This window comes from Candidatus Izimaplasma bacterium HR1, from assembly GCA_000755705.1.
GTDB lineage: Bacteria > Bacillota_I > Bacilli_A > Izemoplasmatales > Izemoplasmataceae > Xianfuyuplasma.
Genome location: CP009415.1, coordinates 1,437,483 through 1,453,789 on the forward strand (window position 1 = coordinate 1,437,483; position 16,307 = coordinate 1,453,789).

19 protein-coding genes and 1 pseudogene are annotated in these 16,307 nt (G+C 30.6%); 3 read left to right on the plus strand and 17 right to left on the minus strand.

Annotation, left to right across the window (positions count from 1 at the left end; genetic code table 11):
- Positions 1 to 116: 116 nt before the first annotated feature.
- Together KQ51_RS09505 and KQ51_RS07015 are read left to right on the plus strand one after the other, a co-directional pair.
- Positions 117 to 677 carry a helix-turn-helix domain-containing protein gene (locus KQ51_RS09505; protein ID WP_052609331.1) on the plus strand — a complete coding sequence of 187 codons (561 nt, stop codon included), beginning with the start codon at positions 117 to 119 and terminating at the stop codon, positions 675 to 677.
- 146 nt (positions 678 to 823) lie between these two features.
- The gene (locus KQ51_RS07015) at positions 824 to 1,240 is read left to right on the plus strand and encodes a hypothetical protein (protein ID WP_038470668.1); all 417 of its coding nucleotides are present in this window, start codon (positions 824 to 826) and stop codon (positions 1,238 to 1,240) included.
- 38 nt (positions 1,241 to 1,278) lie between these two features.
- On the opposite strand, the gene feoB is transcribed toward KQ51_RS07015, so the two are convergent.
- The 10 genes from feoB to KQ51_RS07070 all read right to left on the minus strand — a co-directional run bounded on the left by feoB (position 1,279) and on the right by KQ51_RS07070 (position 9,101).
- On the minus strand, positions 1,279 to 3,330 hold the full coding sequence (feoB, locus tag KQ51_RS07020) for a ferrous iron transport protein B (protein WP_038470671.1): 2,052 nt from the start codon (positions 3,328 to 3,330) through the stop codon (positions 1,279 to 1,281).
- The gene (locus KQ51_RS07025; RefSeq protein ID WP_038470674.1) at positions 3,327 to 3,551 is read right to left on the minus strand and encodes a FeoA family protein; all 225 of its coding nucleotides are present in this window, start codon (positions 3,549 to 3,551) and stop codon (positions 3,327 to 3,329) included. Before KQ51_RS07025 ends, feoB begins: the two co-directional genes overlap by 4 nt.
- Before the next feature lie 119 nt (positions 3,552 to 3,670).
- Positions 3,671 to 4,156, minus strand: a complete 486-nt coding sequence (locus KQ51_RS07030) for a Fur family transcriptional regulator (protein WP_038470677.1) — start codon at positions 4,154 to 4,156, stop codon at positions 3,671 to 3,673.
- Between the two features lie 129 nt (positions 4,157 to 4,285).
- The gene (coaD, locus tag KQ51_RS07035; RefSeq protein WP_038470680.1) at positions 4,286 to 4,765 is read right to left on the minus strand and encodes a pantetheine-phosphate adenylyltransferase; all 480 of its coding nucleotides are present in this window, start codon (positions 4,763 to 4,765) and stop codon (positions 4,286 to 4,288) included.
- Entirely contained in the window at positions 4,766 to 5,311 is a 546-nt protein-coding gene (rsmD, locus tag KQ51_RS07040) for a 16S rRNA (guanine(966)-N(2))-methyltransferase RsmD (RefSeq protein WP_038470684.1), read from the minus strand.
- 41 nt (positions 5,312 to 5,352) lie between these two features.
- Positions 5,353 to 6,411, minus strand: a complete 1,059-nt coding sequence (locus KQ51_RS07045; RefSeq protein WP_038470687.1) for a M42 family metallopeptidase — start codon at positions 6,409 to 6,411, stop codon at positions 5,353 to 5,355.
- A gap of 31 nt (positions 6,412 to 6,442) precedes the next feature.
- On the minus strand, positions 6,443 to 6,640 hold the full coding sequence (locus KQ51_RS07050) for a hypothetical protein (protein ID WP_038470691.1): 198 nt from the start codon (positions 6,638 to 6,640) through the stop codon (positions 6,443 to 6,445).
- 101 nt (positions 6,641 to 6,741) lie between these two features.
- The gene (locus tag KQ51_RS07055; protein ID WP_038470695.1) at positions 6,742 to 7,623 is read right to left on the minus strand and encodes a hypothetical protein; all 882 of its coding nucleotides are present in this window, start codon (positions 7,621 to 7,623) and stop codon (positions 6,742 to 6,744) included.
- A 570-nt stretch (positions 7,624 to 8,193) separates the two neighbouring features.
- Positions 8,194 to 8,619, minus strand: a complete 426-nt coding sequence (locus tag KQ51_RS07065; protein WP_038470699.1) for a hypothetical protein — start codon at positions 8,617 to 8,619, stop codon at positions 8,194 to 8,196.
- Positions 8,620 to 8,672: 53 nt separating this feature from the next.
- Positions 8,673 to 9,101, minus strand: coding sequence for a MarR family winged helix-turn-helix transcriptional regulator (locus KQ51_RS07070; protein ID WP_038470702.1), 429 nt, complete (start codon positions 9,099 to 9,101; stop codon positions 8,673 to 8,675).
- 154 nt (positions 9,102 to 9,255) lie between these two features.
- On the opposite strand from KQ51_RS07070, the gene KQ51_RS07075 reads away from it, so the two are divergent.
- Positions 9,256 to 9,582 (plus strand): rhodanese-like domain-containing protein, encoded by a 327-nt coding sequence (locus tag KQ51_RS07075; protein ID WP_052609332.1) that lies wholly within the window; start codon positions 9,256 to 9,258, stop codon positions 9,580 to 9,582.
- Positions 9,583 to 9,654: 72 nt separating this feature from the next.
- On the opposite strand, the gene KQ51_RS07080 is transcribed toward KQ51_RS07075, so the two are convergent.
- From KQ51_RS07080 to KQ51_RS07110, 7 genes and pseudogenes are all read right to left on the minus strand, one after another.
- Complete coding sequence (locus KQ51_RS07080; protein WP_038470706.1) at positions 9,655 to 10,323, minus strand: hypothetical protein; 669 nt, start codon at positions 10,321 to 10,323, stop codon at positions 9,655 to 9,657.
- Positions 10,324 to 10,670: 347 nt separating this feature from the next.
- Positions 10,671 to 11,975: an O-antigen ligase family protein gene (locus KQ51_RS07085; protein ID WP_038470709.1), complete on the minus strand. Its 1,305-nt coding sequence runs from the start codon at positions 11,973 to 11,975 to the stop codon at positions 10,671 to 10,673.
- Between the two features lie 303 nt (positions 11,976 to 12,278).
- Positions 12,279 to 12,629: pseudogene (gene rplT, locus KQ51_RS09900) on the minus strand (50S ribosomal protein L20); the annotation flags it as partial.
- 18 nt (positions 12,630 to 12,647) lie between these two features.
- A complete protein-coding gene (rpmI, locus tag KQ51_RS07095; RefSeq protein WP_038470716.1) occupies positions 12,648 to 12,848 on the minus strand; it encodes a 50S ribosomal protein L35 in 201 nt (66 codons plus the stop codon).
- Positions 12,849 to 12,859: 11 nt separating this feature from the next.
- Positions 12,860 to 13,390, minus strand: coding sequence for a translation initiation factor IF-3 (gene infC, locus KQ51_RS07100; protein WP_038470718.1), 531 nt, complete (start codon positions 13,388 to 13,390; stop codon positions 12,860 to 12,862).
- A 223-nt stretch (positions 13,391 to 13,613) separates the two neighbouring features.
- Positions 13,614 to 14,990 carry a bifunctional UDP-N-acetylglucosamine diphosphorylase/glucosamine-1-phosphate N-acetyltransferase GlmU gene (glmU, locus tag KQ51_RS07105; protein WP_038470720.1) on the minus strand — a complete coding sequence of 459 codons (1,377 nt, stop codon included), beginning with the start codon at positions 14,988 to 14,990 and terminating at the stop codon, positions 13,614 to 13,616.
- On the minus strand, positions 14,990 to 16,300 hold the full coding sequence (locus KQ51_RS07110) for a hypothetical protein (protein WP_038470722.1): 1,311 nt from the start codon (positions 16,298 to 16,300) through the stop codon (positions 14,990 to 14,992). The genes glmU and KQ51_RS07110 overlap by 1 nt, the downstream gene beginning before the upstream one ends.
- Positions 16,301 to 16,307: the final 7 nt, after the last annotated feature.

The following is a 16,307-nucleotide window of genomic DNA, read 5'->3' on the forward strand; positions in this document are numbered from 1 at the left end:
ATAACATATTATTAATAATATACTTATGAAAATTTAATGAGTATTTCCACTCAACCACAGGTTGCTTGATAGATAGATAAAGCCTTGATAGAATTAAGGTGTAAAGGAGGTAAAAGATGCTAAATTTAAGCCTAATCGGAAAACGAATTAGCCAACGCAGAAAAGAATTAGATTTTACACAAAACTTCATTGCTGAAAGCTTATATGTAACTCACCAAGCTGTCAGTAAGTGGGAAAACGGTAAAAGTTTACCCACAATTGATATTCTCTATGAACTAACCAAACTATTAGAAGTATCAATTGATTATCTATTAGACGATACCGACATTGCTGAACATGATTACGAAACAAAATTTAAAAACTTCGATCGTGAATCAGTATTAGGAGAATTCTTATCTAAAGAAGACTGGTATCAATATATTAACGATATCTTTTACCTATTGAATTCAAAAGAAAGATTCAAAGTAATCAATAAGATCGTCCACTCAGAAGAATGTTTTGTCATCAAAAACATCTGGCCGTATCTAAACGATGAAGAAAGAATCTACATCCTAGGAATTATCCTAGGTGGAAAATGTACCTTTGAATTGAAGAACATCTACCATCAACTAACAACCCAAGAACAATTATTTGTTCAAAGAAAGGTAAATGTCCATTCATTTAACTCTAAAAAATAAAAAGGAGTGAATTAAATGAAATATGATAAATACCTACGAGATATTTGCTGTACTGAATTTAAATATCTACAATCAAATATCTTTAGCACAATTAAAACAAACCGTAAATACAAAAACAGAAAATATTAATTGAAGGAGGAATAAATATGAAATTATTAAACTTATTACCATTTATGGATGACGAAGACATTAAAGAATTAGTAAATAAAATTAAAACCAAAGAGGTTAAAGGAGTAAAATTAGTGCATTTATACCCTTTCTTAGAAAGTAATGAAGTTGATGAATTAGTTGATGAAATAGTTAAAGATGGAAATAAAAAAGATCTATACACTGCGTTACCATTTATGTCTCGTCAGAGACTAAATAAACTTTATGAAGAAGTTAAAGAAGGTAAAGTTGAAGGCTTTAAAGAACAAGCATTGTTACCTTTCCTTGGACAAAGTAAAATTAAAGAATTAGTCGAAGCAGCCATTAAAAAAGGTTTTGATGAAAACCTAGAGGATATAGACGAAAAAGTCGCTGAAAAAGTTGAAAAAGCAGTCGAAAAAGCCTTCGAGGAGTAATAAATAAAAAAAAAGATGGAAATTATTCCATCTTTTTTTTATATAAATATTCCAAATATTAAATTTACTATTAATGCTATTAAGTAAGCTACAAAGAACGGATAAACAATACCAAACAAAGTCCACTTTGTGCTTCCTGTTTCACTTCTGATCGTAGCCACAGTACTAATACATGGTACATATAAACTAGCGAAAATTACATAAGTTAAAGCTCCTAGAGTAGTAAATGCTGCAGCTATTCCAACTTCTCCACCGTATAATACTATTAAACTAGAAACAACAATCTCTTTAGCCAAGAATCCACTAATTAAACTACTTGCAGCTTGCCAGTTCCCAAAACCTAAAGGAGTAAAGACTGGTGCAATAAATCCTGCGATAATACTTAAGAAACTATCTTCTGGATTAATATCAATCCCTGCAGGTCCAATATTACTCAATAACCATAAAATAACACTACCAACTAAAATGAATGTCCCTGCTTTTTTAACAAATCTTTTTGCTTTTTCGAGAGACTGATAAGTAATTGTTCTTAGTTGTGGTACACGGTAAGGAGGCACTTCTAATATGAAGTTACTACTTGCTCCTCTGAAATATGATAAACTAAATAACTTAGCACTAACTAACATAACAATAATACCTAATAAGTAAATACCTAACATGACAAATGCACGGTATTGATCAAAGAATAGATTAATAAATATTACATAGATTGGTAATCTTGCACTACAAGACACAAAAGGAATCGTCAAAATTGTTAAAATTCTTTCTTTTTTATCACTAATAGTTCTTGTTGCCATAATTGCTGGTACGGTACAACCAAAACCAGTAATAATCGGAACAATACTTTTCCCATTAAACCCAAATCTACTTAAGAATCTATCCATAACAATTGCCACTCTTGCCATATACCCTGTTCCCTCTAAGACAGCCAATAAGAAGAACAGAACTATAATCTGTGGTAAGAAGACTAAAACTCCTCCAACCCCTGCTAATAACCCGTCAACGACTAAGCCATGAGCAAATCCAGTGACACCGAGTAAATCTAAAAATTGCGATGTATAATATAGTAAGTAATCATTCCATAATATTTCAAATATTCCTGTTAAGAAATTACCTAAACCTAGAACATTACCAAAACTGATTTGATAAACACCAAGCATTATTAATAAGAAAATAGGTATTCCCCATGCTTGATGAGTTAAAACTCGATCTATTTTCTGATTGAAGTATTTAGAATGTTCTTTTTCTTCTACTTTAATCATACATTCTTCATATATTTCATTAATGAATTCTCTTCTTGTATTGAAAATAGCTCCTTTTAAACTTAAAGCAATATTCTCATCTATAATTCTTTGCTCTACTTCTTCAACAACATTTCTTATTTTTTCTTCTTTAGTTAGATTTAGGAAGTTAAAGATTCCTTCATTACCTTCTAAAATCTGTAAAGCTAACCATTTCTTTTTAACCTGAACAGGATCATGTCTTAATAGATCATGAATTCTTTGTAATCCCCACTTAATTGGTTGTGGATAATTAAGTTCTAATGCCTTTGACATTTGTAAGTTTCTTAACTCACCAACCACTTCATCAATATAGTTATCACTGCTCTCTTTAGCGCTAATGCTGATAGCATTCACGTTAAGGAGTTTTTTCATTTTATCTGTATCAATAACATATCCATTATTTTTTAGGGCATCTTTTAAGTTGAAAACTAATAAACTAGGAACCCCTAGTTCTAATAGTTGAATTGTTAAATGAAGGTTTCTTTTTAAATGAGTTGAATCAACTATATTAATAATCCCATTATAGCTTTCATTTAATAAAGAAAAAGTTACAACCCCTTCATCTTCTCCACTCGGACTAACATTATATGTCCCTGGTAAATCGACAAGATCCATTCCCTCATTATGACGAGTATGCATCGAACCATGACGATGGTGATGATGACCAAGTTTAGTATGTTTAATATGATGTACTCTTTTTTCTACAGTTACACCACTATAATTACCGACATGAACATGAGATTGTGTCATCGAATTAAAGAAAGTGCTTTTTCCGGTATTAGGATTTCCTGCTAGTAAATAAATCATTTTCTCACCTCGATAAGAAGAGCGTCATCGCGTCTGATACAAATCTCAATATCATCAACTTCTAATAAATATAGTCTTCCCATAGCTAATGTATTTAAAAGAGTAACTTCAGCACTCTCATAAATACCGACGTCCATTAAACGTTCGGTATATTTCTTATTTAATTTTTTTAAAGAAAGCACACTTGCTTTCTCAGTTCTTTTCAAATCTGTAATATTCATAATAATCACTCCACTATTGAATTATAGGCAACCATATCAGTAAAATCAAACAATTTCATAATTTTTCTAAATAATGTTATAAATAATTTTTTTAATTAATTTCACAAATAAAAAAAAGGTTAATTTCTAACCTTTCCTAATGTACCAATAAAACACTTACCATCTTTCTTACAAGTATCCTTTTCATAATGATTGCAAAATCCTTCAACTACCAATTGTAGTTTGCTGATATTAAAATTTCTAAAGATTGAATTTGCCTTTATTTCATCAAAAATACTACTATTATTAATTTCAATAATGTTATTGTTTACTTTACAAGTTACGTGAATATGCGAATCAGCATTATGACTTTTTTCATCGATAGTTAAGTCGTAGTGTTTCTTACCATTAATAAAAATCTGTGTTACGATTTTATTTTCTAATAAGAAATCAATATTATTATAAACTGTTCCTAAATTATTAAAGCCACGATTTTTTAGTTCAGAGTAAATTTCTTGTATTGTTAAATGTTTATCTTCTAAAACATCAATAATAGCTCTTCTTTGCTTAGTTATGCGGACATTACTTTTTCTGAGTTCCGCGAAAATCTTTTCTCTATCATCCATATTTATCACCTACCCCATATTAACATTTTTATAAATAAAAGAAAAACAAAACACTCAAGAAATATGATTAATTATTTCCTTTGAGTTAATTTTGTTTCTTTTTTATATATTAGTTTTTTATAAATAAGATTAGTTAAACTTCTTTTGAAGTTCTGCTTCAACAAATGGTGGAACCATTGTATTTAAGTCTCCATTAAATTGCGCAATTTCTTTTACGGTAGTGCTTGATAAATACGAGTGTTTATTATCTGTCATAAAGAAAATATTATCGATACCTTTTTCCAAAACTCTATTAGCATGAGTCATCTGGAACTCATACTCAAAGTCAGTAACAGCTCGTAAACCACGAACGATATGTGTAGCTCCTAACTTCTTAGTTTGCTTAACAGTTAAGTCGTTAGATGTCTTAATGTCTATCTTATCTAAACATTCTTTCATTACTTCTCTAACCATTGCAGCTCGTTCTTCTGATGTAAATAGGTTCTCTTTATTTGGGTTATCACTAATTAATATAATAAGTCTATCAAATACTTCTAAAGCTCTCTTTGCAATATCAATATGTCCATAAGTTATTGGATCAAAACTACCTGGATAAACTGCTAATTTCATTTATATACCCCATTTCATATATGATACATTTGTAATACCTATAGTTTTTTTCTTATATTCTATTATACCATTATTTTCACTTTTTAATTCATTATTTTTACTGTATAAACATACAATAACTCCATTACTTGCTAAAAGTTTTTTTCTAGCTATTGTTTTAATTATTTCATCAATAACATCTAGTTTATAAGGAGGGTCTAACAAAACAACATCATATTCATGATATGTTTTTTCTAAGAAACTACTATAATCCATGAAATTGATTCCTGAATTCTCTTCAATTCTTAAATTTAATATATTCTTTCTTAAAGAAGTAATAGCTTCTCTTTCTTGATCAACAAAATCACAGAATTCACTACCTCTAGAAATAGCTTCAATTCCTAGACTACCACTACCAGCAAATAAATCTAAAACAGTAGCTTCTTGAAGTTTATTACTAATAGAGTTAAAGATTGATTCTTTAACTCTATCTTTTGTTTCTCTTGTTTTATCACTATCTACTCCAACTAAAACTCTACTTCTAAAAGTTCCGGAAATAACTCTCATAATAGCACCTCATAAAAAGGCCTCAATAGGCCTTTTATTTTTTATCCAAATGTAATTTTATCAACTGTATTTTGGTCTAATTTTTTAACCATTAATGTTACTAATTTAACCATTGCTTCATAATCATCCTTGTGAACGATTGAAGTATGAGAATGTAAATATCTTACTGGTAAACATAAAGCGATACTAGGAGCACCGTCCAATGCCATATGCATTGCTCCACCATCAGTTCCACCACGTTCTAAGTAAGTTAATTGATATTTAATATCATTTTCTTCACATAAAGCTACAGTGAAATCTCTTAAACCTTTATGTCCAACCATACTACCGTCTTTAATCATGATTCCAACACCATTACCTAAAACAGTATTTTTACTTCCACCAGGAAAATCATAAGCAATTGTAGTATCAAGAGCAATCCCAATATCAGGATTAATTTTATGAGCACTTGTTGTGGCTCCTCTTAAACCTACTTCTTCCATAACTGTCCCAACTGCATATAGTAAATTATCATGTTTTTTATCTTGAACATTTTCTAAAACCTCAATAGCTGCGGCACAACCAACACGGTTGTCCCAAGCTTTACCTAATAAGTATTTAGGGTTAGCTAATTCTTTATATTCAATATAAGGAGTAACCATATCTCCAGGTTTAATTCCTAATTTTTCTGCTTCTTCTTTGTCTTTAACACCAACGTCTAAGAACATTGTTTTCATATCAACTGGTTTAGCTCTTTCTTCAGCAGTTAAGATATGCGGAGCTTTCGCACCAATAACACCTCTAATTAATTCACCTTTACCAGTTGTGATGTCTAATTGTTGAGCAAGCATAACTTGTCCCCACCATCCACCAGCTGGTGTAAATTTTATGTAACCTTCATCGGTAATAGTAGTTACAATAAATCCTACTTCATCCATATGTCCTGCCACCATAATTTTAGGTCCTTTTTCATTACCAACTTTTAAACCGATAATACTACCTAAACCATCATAACTAACTTCAGCTTTACCTTGCATTTGATCTGTCATATATTTACGAACTTCTCTTTCGTTACCAGGGATTCCGTTTAACATACACATATCTTTAAGTATATTTCTCATCTAAGTCCTCCAAATTAATTTATTTTTGTATTTATCTTATTGTTATAAAAATGAAATATGAAGCAATGACTGATGCAACTAAAAAAACTACCTTCTTTTTAGTTGGAGACCAATATTTTTTGAATTGATCACTTCTCTGACTATTTTCAACTTGTTCTACCAAAGTTGCTATACCACCAAGAAAAAGTCCTCCAACAATTGAAATTACTATCTCTCCTACAAATCCCATTTTCAGATCCTCCAAAATATTAAATCAAAATTATTATAACATAAATTTTATGTTTATGATATTTAATTATGTGCTATATAAGTTATACACTTTATTTGTCTTTACTGATCTAATAAATCAAATGAATTATCAGTAAATGATGGCTTTCTAACATCATAAATCGAAGTAATATTTTCGTTATTTTCTAACGCTTTCTCGTAGTGAATATTCCATAAATATAGTTCCGAAACATATAATTGCTCGATTAATTTCCCAATACTCCAAGAGACAGCTAAATATATATAAGTTGCTGGCAGAAATATGTCAATAGGAATATACACAAATTTGCTTAACAACTGAACCAAGATTAACGGTACTATCAAGATTATTGCTGTTATCTCAGAAACTCCAACTCCTGTCAACATCGTTGCCAAAGAATTCTTATAGACTTTCATTCCTTCATCAAACGAAGCTTTGGGTCCTTTATCATCCCAAGCTATCACTGTAAAGATCACCATCATCCCCATACGAACTGTTGTTTGCAGAATCCTAACTGCTCTTTCAAGTGGACCGGCTGGTCTAGTAGTTCGACCGTTTTTGTTTTTTCGTAGAGCTGAAAAAACAGCAAGAATCAATGTAATAATAAAATCAATAATAGACCAAACAATGATTATTGGTAAAGCTCTCCATAAATCCTTTGTTAACATGTCAGCTAAAGCTTTTAATGGTCTCATTTTCCCAGTTGTCTCGTGTTGTTCCAATAGTTCAAGAATGAATAGTGACGCAACACTGATTGAGAATGTAGAAACTATAGTAAGTAAATATACTAGCCCTAACAATTGGACTATACTAAGTGAATCAAGATCGAAAACAGAATTTACATATATCCCTGCAAATATACTAGCCCCTAAAGCTAATAGAAATGGAATTAGTGTAAATGGGTGTTTAAAAATAAAGATAAAATTCTTTTTGTAAATCGCAAAACCTTCTCTTATACCTTGCATTATTTCCTCCACTGATTATATTTTTTTAAAACTCTGATTAACTTCAACATATCTCTTTTATCGTACTATTATGGTCCTCCCAAGTTATACTACGCCTTATACTCTTTAAGTTTTATCCTCTTCTTGTTATTATCGTATGCTTTGACTTTAATTCACGATCCTTGAAAAACTATATAAAATAGAAATATAAAAAAGAATAGGATTGGGTAAAGATAAAGATACTCAATTTTAAAATTGGTGAATATGGAAAGTATAGATAGTACCAGAAAGAGTACAGAATATAATCTAACTAGCGGATTTATCCCCACTTTCAAATGACTCACCCGTGAATCGTCAACAATATACTTCACACTTGTTGCAATATCAGATATCTTGAACTGGATGTAAAATTTATGATTTGGATGTTCCATATCCAGCGATTTGAACCTTTTAAGATCTGAAACATGTACATTGTCAATTAACACTTTATATCTTCTAATTAAACCTAGTACTGAAAACTCATTTTTTATCACCATGTAATTTCCCCTTATTAACCTAAAATCTATATCTATCATCTCGAAACAAACTTCCTCATTCCTTATATAAAACTACTAAGAGCAAAACCGTTAAGTTGTAATAATAAAAGACGGTAGCAAACACGTTATGGTAAGCACCTTCAGCTAAGTAATTAATAGTTAAAGGTAATAACCAATCCAAAACTCCAAAAAATGCAAATAACCCAAAAGCTATAACTACTCCTAATGCTATAGATTTACGTAAGGCAAGCCAAGTTAGTTCAGTATCTTGCTCAAATGAAACAACTCTAAACATCGCTATCATAAACCCCGGAATTAGGAAGAGACACGAAAATCCTAAAACAAAATTAGCTACATCTGAATCAAATTCTAGGTTGTTACGTCCTATATAAAACGGTAATGCGACGCAAACAAAAAAAACAACTAAAAATATAATTCTTAATCTATTTAAATAACCATAGTGTTTTTGCTGTTCAGTCATATTATCACCCTCTAATAATTATATCATAAAAAAAAGGAGTTAGAACTCCTTTTTTAATCTCCAATTTTCTTAATTTGATTCGCAATAAAACGATCTAATACATTAACAAAGAACTCAGCATCATCTTGACTGATTCCATCTACTAAATCTTGAATGCAAGCTTCTTCTATTATACTAACTTCTTTACAAATATCTTCACTACCTTCAGAAGTATAAATATTTCTAACACGACCATCTTTATCATTTTTAACACGGTAGATATAATTATCTCTTTCTAGACGAGAAATAACACCACTTAAAGTAGCCTTATCTGTATCCATCTGCATTAGGATTTCTTTTGCTGTTACTCCTGGTTCTTGATCAATAACTCTTAATACCATTAATTGTGCATAAGTGATATTTAATCTTTCTAAATGTTTTGACATTAATCTCTTGTATAACATGCTGCTTTTATTTAATTTATAGCACATCTCTTTAACCATAGCTTTACCTCCATATAGTTTAGATTACAAATCAATTATACATATCTATATTTGATTTGTAAAGCGAACTAACAAGGTTTTAATAAAAAAAGTATCTTATACTAACTATTTTATAAATAGTGATATAATATTTCCGAATAGGAGATGATCTAAAATGATCCAAATCCAAGATGGAATTAAACATATATTCCCTAAAGATTTTATAAAGATACATAAGGATAGCACGATCAACATTATTGATATAAGAGAACCATTTGAACTGCTTGATTTACCTTTTGAAAATGCCATCAATATACCAATGAATGCACTATTAACTAAATATAATTCACTTCTAAAAAAAGATGAATCTTACTATATTCTTTGTCATCATGGTCAACGAAGTTACTTGGTTACTGAAGTGCTAACTAAAAAGGGTTATGATGTTATCAACATTGTTGGTGGTGTTGATTTAGTCAATAGGTTTGATAGTGTTACTAAGTAAGTAGAAAGTTGTCTGTTAAGTGTATCAAAATAAAAAAATGAATCCAAATGGATTCATTTTTATTTTATAGTTTTATGATACGTGATCTTGTGGCTGTGTTGGCTCTTCTATTTCTTTTTCTGGAGTTATTTCAGCTGTATCTGGTACTTCTTTTTCAACTCTATCATCCTTGTGTTTAATATCAGGCATCGTCAATGTTTTTTGATAACGATAACTTCTATAACCTTTATATCCAGTGTAAGTTAAATAACCTCCAGCTACGATACTAAAGAACAAAATGATATGAATTAAGATAGCAGGACTAAAATCACCACTAAAGAATACATAACTACCAACAATTAACGCTGCTACATGGAATATGTATAAAGGTAGATCACTATTTTCTTTAAATTCAGAAACACCAAAGAAGTGAACAGCACCTCTAAGCATTAAATATACCCCTATTAAATAACCAAATAAATTACCAAGCCCATTGTCTGCAAGTAATGTTACTAAGATTAATGCTAACCCAATTGCGACATCGATTGTAATCTCAATAATGTTTATTGTCTTAACTAAATCATTTTTTTGTGTTTTAACAAAAGGAACTAGTCTTACTCCTGCTGAGATAATGATAATTGCTCCGATAAATGGTACGACAATTCCTTCACCATTCCCAAATTCTAAGAATAATGCTAATCCAATCAGTAAAGCTGCCCCGATGAGTTGTAGTAACCACCCATATTGTTTTATTGCTTTCATTTTTGAATCCTCCTTCGCTTTAAAAATACTTAATATCTAATTCTATAATCATTATACTACTATTTAGTAGCTTTTTAAATTAATGTATACAAAAATCCTAAGATGTTGGAAACCACCCGATGCAGAACCTCTGTTCCACTAATGCGGCAACCTCTTACTAATCTATTAGGGTTCTTAATAAAGATAAGCTTCCACACAAGATAAGTCTCGGCACCTTTTCTAATACATTGGGGTCGCAGTTTGGGTGATCTCCAACCACTTAGGATACCTAATTATACCTTTATTAAATATATAAGTCAATTTTGTTGCGCATATAAAAACGAGTATGAACACAATTTCATACTCGTTTATATTCGCTTAATTGAGCCTTTTATGTTAACCTCTATGACTGCTAGAACCAGGATCATGTAAATCATGTATGTAGTATAGAAGTACATTGGTTGGAACATTCCATTAACAAATGCGGTCACATATATCATGACTAGCGCAAACCATTTAAAACTAGAATTACTTAACATAATAAGTTTTGTTTTCCTAATGAATAATAACGCTACTGTAATGAATCCTAAAACACCTAAAGATGAAGTTCTAGCTATGATATTATGATAGTTTCTAGCGCTATAAGCCTCTAAGTGTGCGGCTGATGAATATAATCCACCTGAACCAAATATGGGGTGAAGCTTAAATTGCTCTATCGCTACTTCTAATAAAACGGTTCTATCTTCTGTTTTTGTCCATTCACGTGATGTAATAGCTCTTATTACGTCTGATATGACATAATTATATCTTTCTAAGAAGAATATCCCGATAACAATAATAAGGAATAGAACTAATCCTTGGATTATTAATAGCATCTTGTCTTTTTCTAGTTTTAAAACCAAGGGAACTAATATTAGAATATAAACTCCAACAGTTAGAATACTACTTCTTGATAATGTTAAAAATATTCCTATTGTAATTATTAACCCTAAGATCATATAGGGTAATTTAACTTTAACTTTTGTTATTAAGTATGCAACAAACGGAATAGCAATTAGATTTACATAGATTATAATGTTTAAGTTTTCCCACTCTAGATTGATTCTTCTTCTTTGAATAAATTGAATCGCATCTTCTTGTAAGTTAACTTGATGGAGCATTTGCATCGTTACTACAACAGCTAAATACATAAACATTTTCGCTACTTTAGCATAGTTTTCATTGCTTCTTTGAATTGTATTAATAAAGTAAACATAAAACAAAGCCATGGCTATTGCTAGGACAAATCCAACTAATGGGGTAAACCCATCTACCGCATTCATACTTGAAAATACACTTAAAATTATTAATGCTAAGAATGGTAAGAATAAGTACCCAATCTTAGTGAAATTACGATTTCTTATGGTATCTATAGCCATAATTACAAGAATGATTATTATGAATATGGTTATTGCGGTTATATCGTCTCGTAACATGTTGGTGCTCATAGTCATAAAGAAGGAAATTGGGAGTATGTAAAAAACACTTTTCTTAGCTATAATAACAAGGAATGCAATACCGACATATATCAACAATATATAGTCGTCTATCTTCCCCGTAAAGCTAAAGAAAGCCAATGTTCCTAGTACGATTAAGTACAGGTCATATGAGATTTTTCTTAGTCCTTCTTTCATAAAATCACCTATAAAATTATACCATAATTTTGGGTATAAAAAAAGCAGTAAAACTGCTTATTTTAATAACTCTACTAACTCAGCTTTTTTAAGTGCGCTGAATCCTGATAAACCTTTTTCTTTAGCTAAAGCTTTAAGTGCTGCTACTGTTAATTTGCTTAAATCTGTAGCTTCTTCTTTTGCTACTTCTTTAACTTCTTCAACTGGAGCTGCTTCTTTAACTGGAGCTTTTACTTTTTTAGGTGCTGCTTTTGGTGCTACTTTTTTAGGTGCTGCTTTTGGAGCTGCAACTACTTCACCAGCTAAACCTTTTTTAGCGATTTCGCACATGTCTGCAAATCCTTTAGGATCTGTTACAGCAATATCAGCTAACATTTTACGGTTTACTTCAACTCCAGCTTTTGTTAAACCATTGATAAATCTTGAATAAGATAAACCACTTAGTCTAGCTGCTGCGTTGATTCTTGTAATCCATAATTTTCTAAAGTTTCTTTTTCTTTGTTTTCTGTCACGGTAAGCGTAACGTAATGATTTCATTACTTGTTCATTTGCTGTTCTATATAATATGTGTTTACTTCCAAAGTATCCTTTGGCTAATTTTAATATTTTTTTACGTCTTTTTCTAGCGACGTTTCCACCTTTAACTCTTGGCATATTTAATTCCTCCTAATATTACTTCACTTGTGAAATTTGATGTTTGATTCTTTTGTAATCTCCAGCGCTTAAATAGTTTGCTTTTCTGTGTGATCTTTTTGCGCTAGTACTTTTATGACTTAGTAAATGTCCTCTTTGAGAGTGTGACACTTTAATTTTTCCTGATGCTGTTCTTTTAATTCTTTTTTTAGTACCAGAATGAGTTCTCATTTTTGGCATAGTTTCACTCCTTATTTTTTGTCTTTGATCGGCGTTAATGACATAAACATATTACGACCGTCTTTTTTAGGCATACTTTCAATTGTTGCGATGTCTGCACATTGTTCTGCATATTTAAGCATTATTTCGCGACCTTTGTTAGTATATGCCATCTCTCTACCTCTAAAACGGATAGAAATTTTTAGTTTGTCACCATTGTCTAAGAATTTACGACCATTTTTTAACTTCGTATTGAAGTCTCCAATGTCAATCTTCGGTGAAAGTCTAATTTCTTTTAGCGATACAATTTTTTGATTTTTACGAGCTTCACGTTGTTTTCGTTGTTGTTCATATTTATACTTGTTGTAATCCATGAATTTAGCAACTGGTGGTTTAGCACCCGGAGCTACTAGAACTAAGTCTAAGTTTTTATCATATGCTTGACTTAAAGCAGTTCTTGTATTAATTACTCCTAGTTTTTCACCAGAATCAGTAATTACCATAACTTCTCTTGCTCTAATACCTTCATTTAAGATACTATCATCTTTTCGTTTCGCTGGCATTTCACGACTATATTTCTTTATAGTTACACCTCCCAGGGCATATAAATTTTGTTTTGTGGAAAGTATATAAAAAGTGTGCGTACATAATGTACCCACACTAAATTTAATTAGTTATACTTGTAGCTTCAACCTAAAGATAGATTCTATCAGGTGAGAGTGGGTACTCTTCTTTCCACATTTAATTGCATACTTATTATACTATACAGTATTAATTTGTCAACTGTTATTTATCATCTTTTGGAGTGATAAAGTTCTTAGCATAATCTTCTTTGTTTATTTGTCTATTTCTGGCGATTGTAAAGGCTCCTTCAGGAACATTTTTAGTAACCGTAGACCCTGCTGCTATAAATACTCTACTACCTACTTCTACAGGGGCGATTAAATTAGTATTGCAACCAATAAATACATCATCACCGATTTTAGTTCTATGTTTATTTAGTCCATCATAGTTTACTGTTATACTACCGCATCCAAAGTTTACGTTTTTACCAGTTTCGGTATCACCGATATATGCTAAATGAGCAGATTTTGTACCATCACCGATAATTGAGTTTTTAACTTCAACAAAGTTACCAATACGAGCATTTTCACCAATCACTGCACCATTTCTTAAATGAGCAAATGGTCCTACTACAGTGTCACTTTTAACTTCACTATCAAAGATTAAACTGTGTTTTACTCTGACGTTATTGTGGATAACTGAAGTATGAATTTCACTATTAGGTCCAATTTTACTACCACTTTTAATAATACTTTCACCAGTGATATAAGTATTAGGATAAATTGTAACATTACCTTCAATAATTACATTCTCACCAATAGTTACTGTTTCAGGAGTTACAATACTTACTCCGTTTAACATATGAGATTTATTAATTTCATTACGCAAGTACTTTTCTGCAACACTTGCTGAATATAAATCATTAACACCCATTACTTTTTCGTTATCCCATAACTCAAAAGCATCAACACGGTAATTAGGTTTCATTATTTCAACAATATCAGTTAAATAATATTCTTGTTTTCGTTCATTTAATTTAATTTTATCAACTATTTTATATAGTAATTCGTTATTAACTACGTAAATACCTGTATTTACTTCGTTAATACGTTTTAGATCATTAGTACATTCATTATGTTCAACGATTGCTTCAATATTACCATATTCATTTCTAATGATACGTCCATAACCTTTTGGTTGTTGATATTTAGTTGTTAAAACAGTTAGATCATTATCTTTATCTCTGTGATATTTAATTACTTTATTAATTACTTTGTAATCAATTAATGGCATATCACCTAACATAATAATCGTAGTACCTGTTTTCTTAGCCATGATATCCTTTGTTACCATAACCGCATGTCCAGTACCTTTTTGAGTACTTTGAATAGCGTAGTCTACGCTATCACCAAGAATACCCATAATGATTTCTTTTTGGTAACCAACAACAACTGTTGTTTCATCAACCATACTTTTCAGGATGTTTTCATGAATATATTGAATCATTGGTTTTTTAAGAATTGGAAAAGCACATTTAGGTAATTCTGTTTTCATTCTAGTTCCTTTACCAGCAGCTAAAACTATTGCATAATTCTTCATTACACTTCCTCCTTAACAAAATTAATCATTGAAACAATTTTGTTCATATGTTTATCAAGTTCACTTTGCGTTTCACAACTTAAAGTAACTCTTACTAATGGTTCAGTCCCTGAAGCTCTTACTAAGACTTTACCATTATCTTTTAACACTTCTTTTACTTCGTTAACGACCTTAACTACTCTTTTGTCATTAAGTATTTCTTTATTATAAGTACGGATATTAAATAATTCTTGAGGCCACATTTTGATTTCATCTGTTAGTTCTTTTAATGATTGCTCTTTGTCGTCTAATATTTTTAGTAACAATAAACTAACTAATAAACCATCACCAGTATTAATATAATCGCTTAAGATAATATGTCCACTGTTTTCCCCACCAATAGAATAACCGTTTTTATTTATTTCTTCTAAAACGTATTTATCACCAACATCAGTTAGGATAACTTTAATTCCTTTGTCTTCAAAAGCTTTAATGATACCTAAGTTACTCATTTTAGTTAGAACCACAGTATCTTTTTTTAGTAATCCTAATTCTTTTAAGTAACAAGCAATAACAAAGATTAGTTTATCCCCATCAACAACATTTAACTCATTGTCAACCGCTAAAACTCTATCCCCATCACCATCATAACTAAATCCAATGTCAAGCTTTTGCTCTTTAACAAGATTAGTAATAGCTTCTAAATGAGTACTACCAACTCCGTTATTAATATTTTTACCATCAGGTTCATTTCCGATTTGGAAGAAATTCTCAGCTAATTCACTTAAGATTCCTTTACTAATTAAGTAGTTAGCACCATGAGCACTATCAATCCCTACTTTTAAATCAGTACTATATAACTCTAATCTATCGATTAAATCTAAATACAAATCTAATACTTCTTCACCATCATATATTTCTCCAAGTGTTCCTATATTAAATTTATCATTATTATCAATATAATCCTCAATTTTTAATTCTTGATCATGACTTAATTTATTTCCATAATGAAATACTTTAATCCCGTTGTCAGTATAAGGATTATGACTAGCAGTAATCATTACTCCATCAACTTCTTTTTCCTTTGAAAAAAGACTAATTAGTGGTGTTGAAACAACACCAGCGTTCATTACATCTATTCCAACACTTCTAGCGCCGCTTATAACGCTAAATAGTAACTCACTACCAGATTCTCTTGTATCCATCCCAACAACTAATCTTGTAGTACCTAAAGCTGTTTTTAAACTTTGTCCTACTTTGAAAGCTATTGAATTGTTTACTTCTAAAGGAACTCGACCTCTAATTCCGTCTGTCCCAAAATATTTTGCCATAATAAGT

Excerpts from the sequence above, each read along its gene's own strand:
- KQ51_RS07045 (WP_038470687.1), bottom strand. The coding sequence starts at position 6,411 with ATGAGAAATATACTTAAAGATATGTGTATGTTAAACGGAATCCCTGGT.
- KQ51_RS07085 (WP_038470709.1), bottom strand. The coding sequence starts at position 11,975 with ATGAAAGAAGGACTAAGAAAAATCTCATATGACCTGTACTTAATCGTA.
- rpmI (WP_038470716.1), bottom strand. The coding sequence starts at position 12,848 with ATGCCAAAAATGAGAACTCATTCTGGTACTAAAAAAAGAATTAAAAGA.
- KQ51_RS07015 (WP_038470668.1), top strand. The coding sequence starts at position 824 with ATGAAATTATTAAACTTATTACCATTTATGGATGACGAAGACATTAAA.
- KQ51_RS07030 (WP_038470677.1), bottom strand. The coding sequence starts at position 4,156 with ATGGATGATAGAGAAAAGATTTTCGCGGAACTCAGAAAAAGTAATGTC.
- KQ51_RS07110 (WP_038470722.1), bottom strand. The coding sequence starts at position 16,300 with ATGGCAAAATATTTTGGGACAGACGGAATTAGAGGTCGAGTTCCTTTA.
- KQ51_RS09505 (WP_052609331.1), top strand. The coding sequence starts at position 117 with ATGCTAAATTTAAGCCTAATCGGAAAACGAATTAGCCAACGCAGAAAA.
- coaD (WP_038470680.1), bottom strand. The coding sequence starts at position 4,765 with ATGAAATTAGCAGTTTATCCAGGTAGTTTTGATCCAATAACTTATGGA.
- KQ51_RS07080 (WP_038470706.1), bottom strand. The coding sequence starts at position 10,323 with ATGAAAGCAATAAAACAATATGGGTGGTTACTACAACTCATCGGGGCA.
- glmU (WP_038470720.1), bottom strand. The coding sequence starts at position 14,990 with ATGAAGAATTATGCAATAGTTTTAGCTGCTGGTAAAGGAACTAGAATG.
- KQ51_RS07070 (WP_038470702.1), bottom strand. The coding sequence starts at position 9,101 with ATGGTTAAAGAGATGTGCTATAAATTAAATAAAAGCAGCATGTTATAC.
- KQ51_RS07075 (WP_052609332.1), top strand. The coding sequence starts at position 9,256 with ATGATCCAAATCCAAGATGGAATTAAACATATATTCCCTAAAGATTTT.
- KQ51_RS07050 (WP_038470691.1), bottom strand. The coding sequence starts at position 6,640 with ATGGGATTTGTAGGAGAGATAGTAATTTCAATTGTTGGAGGACTTTTT.
- rsmD (WP_038470684.1), bottom strand. The coding sequence starts at position 5,311 with ATGAGAGTTATTTCCGGAACTTTTAGAAGTAGAGTTTTAGTTGGAGTA.
- feoB (WP_038470671.1), bottom strand. The coding sequence starts at position 3,330 with ATGATTTATTTACTAGCAGGAAATCCTAATACCGGAAAAAGCACTTTC.
- KQ51_RS07055 (WP_038470695.1), bottom strand. The coding sequence starts at position 7,623 with ATGCAAGGTATAAGAGAAGGTTTTGCGATTTACAAAAAGAATTTTATC.
- KQ51_RS07025 (WP_038470674.1), bottom strand. The coding sequence starts at position 3,551 with ATGAATATTACAGATTTGAAAAGAACTGAGAAAGCAAGTGTGCTTTCT.
- KQ51_RS07065 (WP_038470699.1), bottom strand. The coding sequence starts at position 8,619 with ATGACTGAACAGCAAAAACACTATGGTTATTTAAATAGATTAAGAATT.
- infC (WP_038470718.1), bottom strand. The coding sequence starts at position 13,390 with ATGCCAGCGAAACGAAAAGATGATAGTATCTTAAATGAAGGTATTAGA.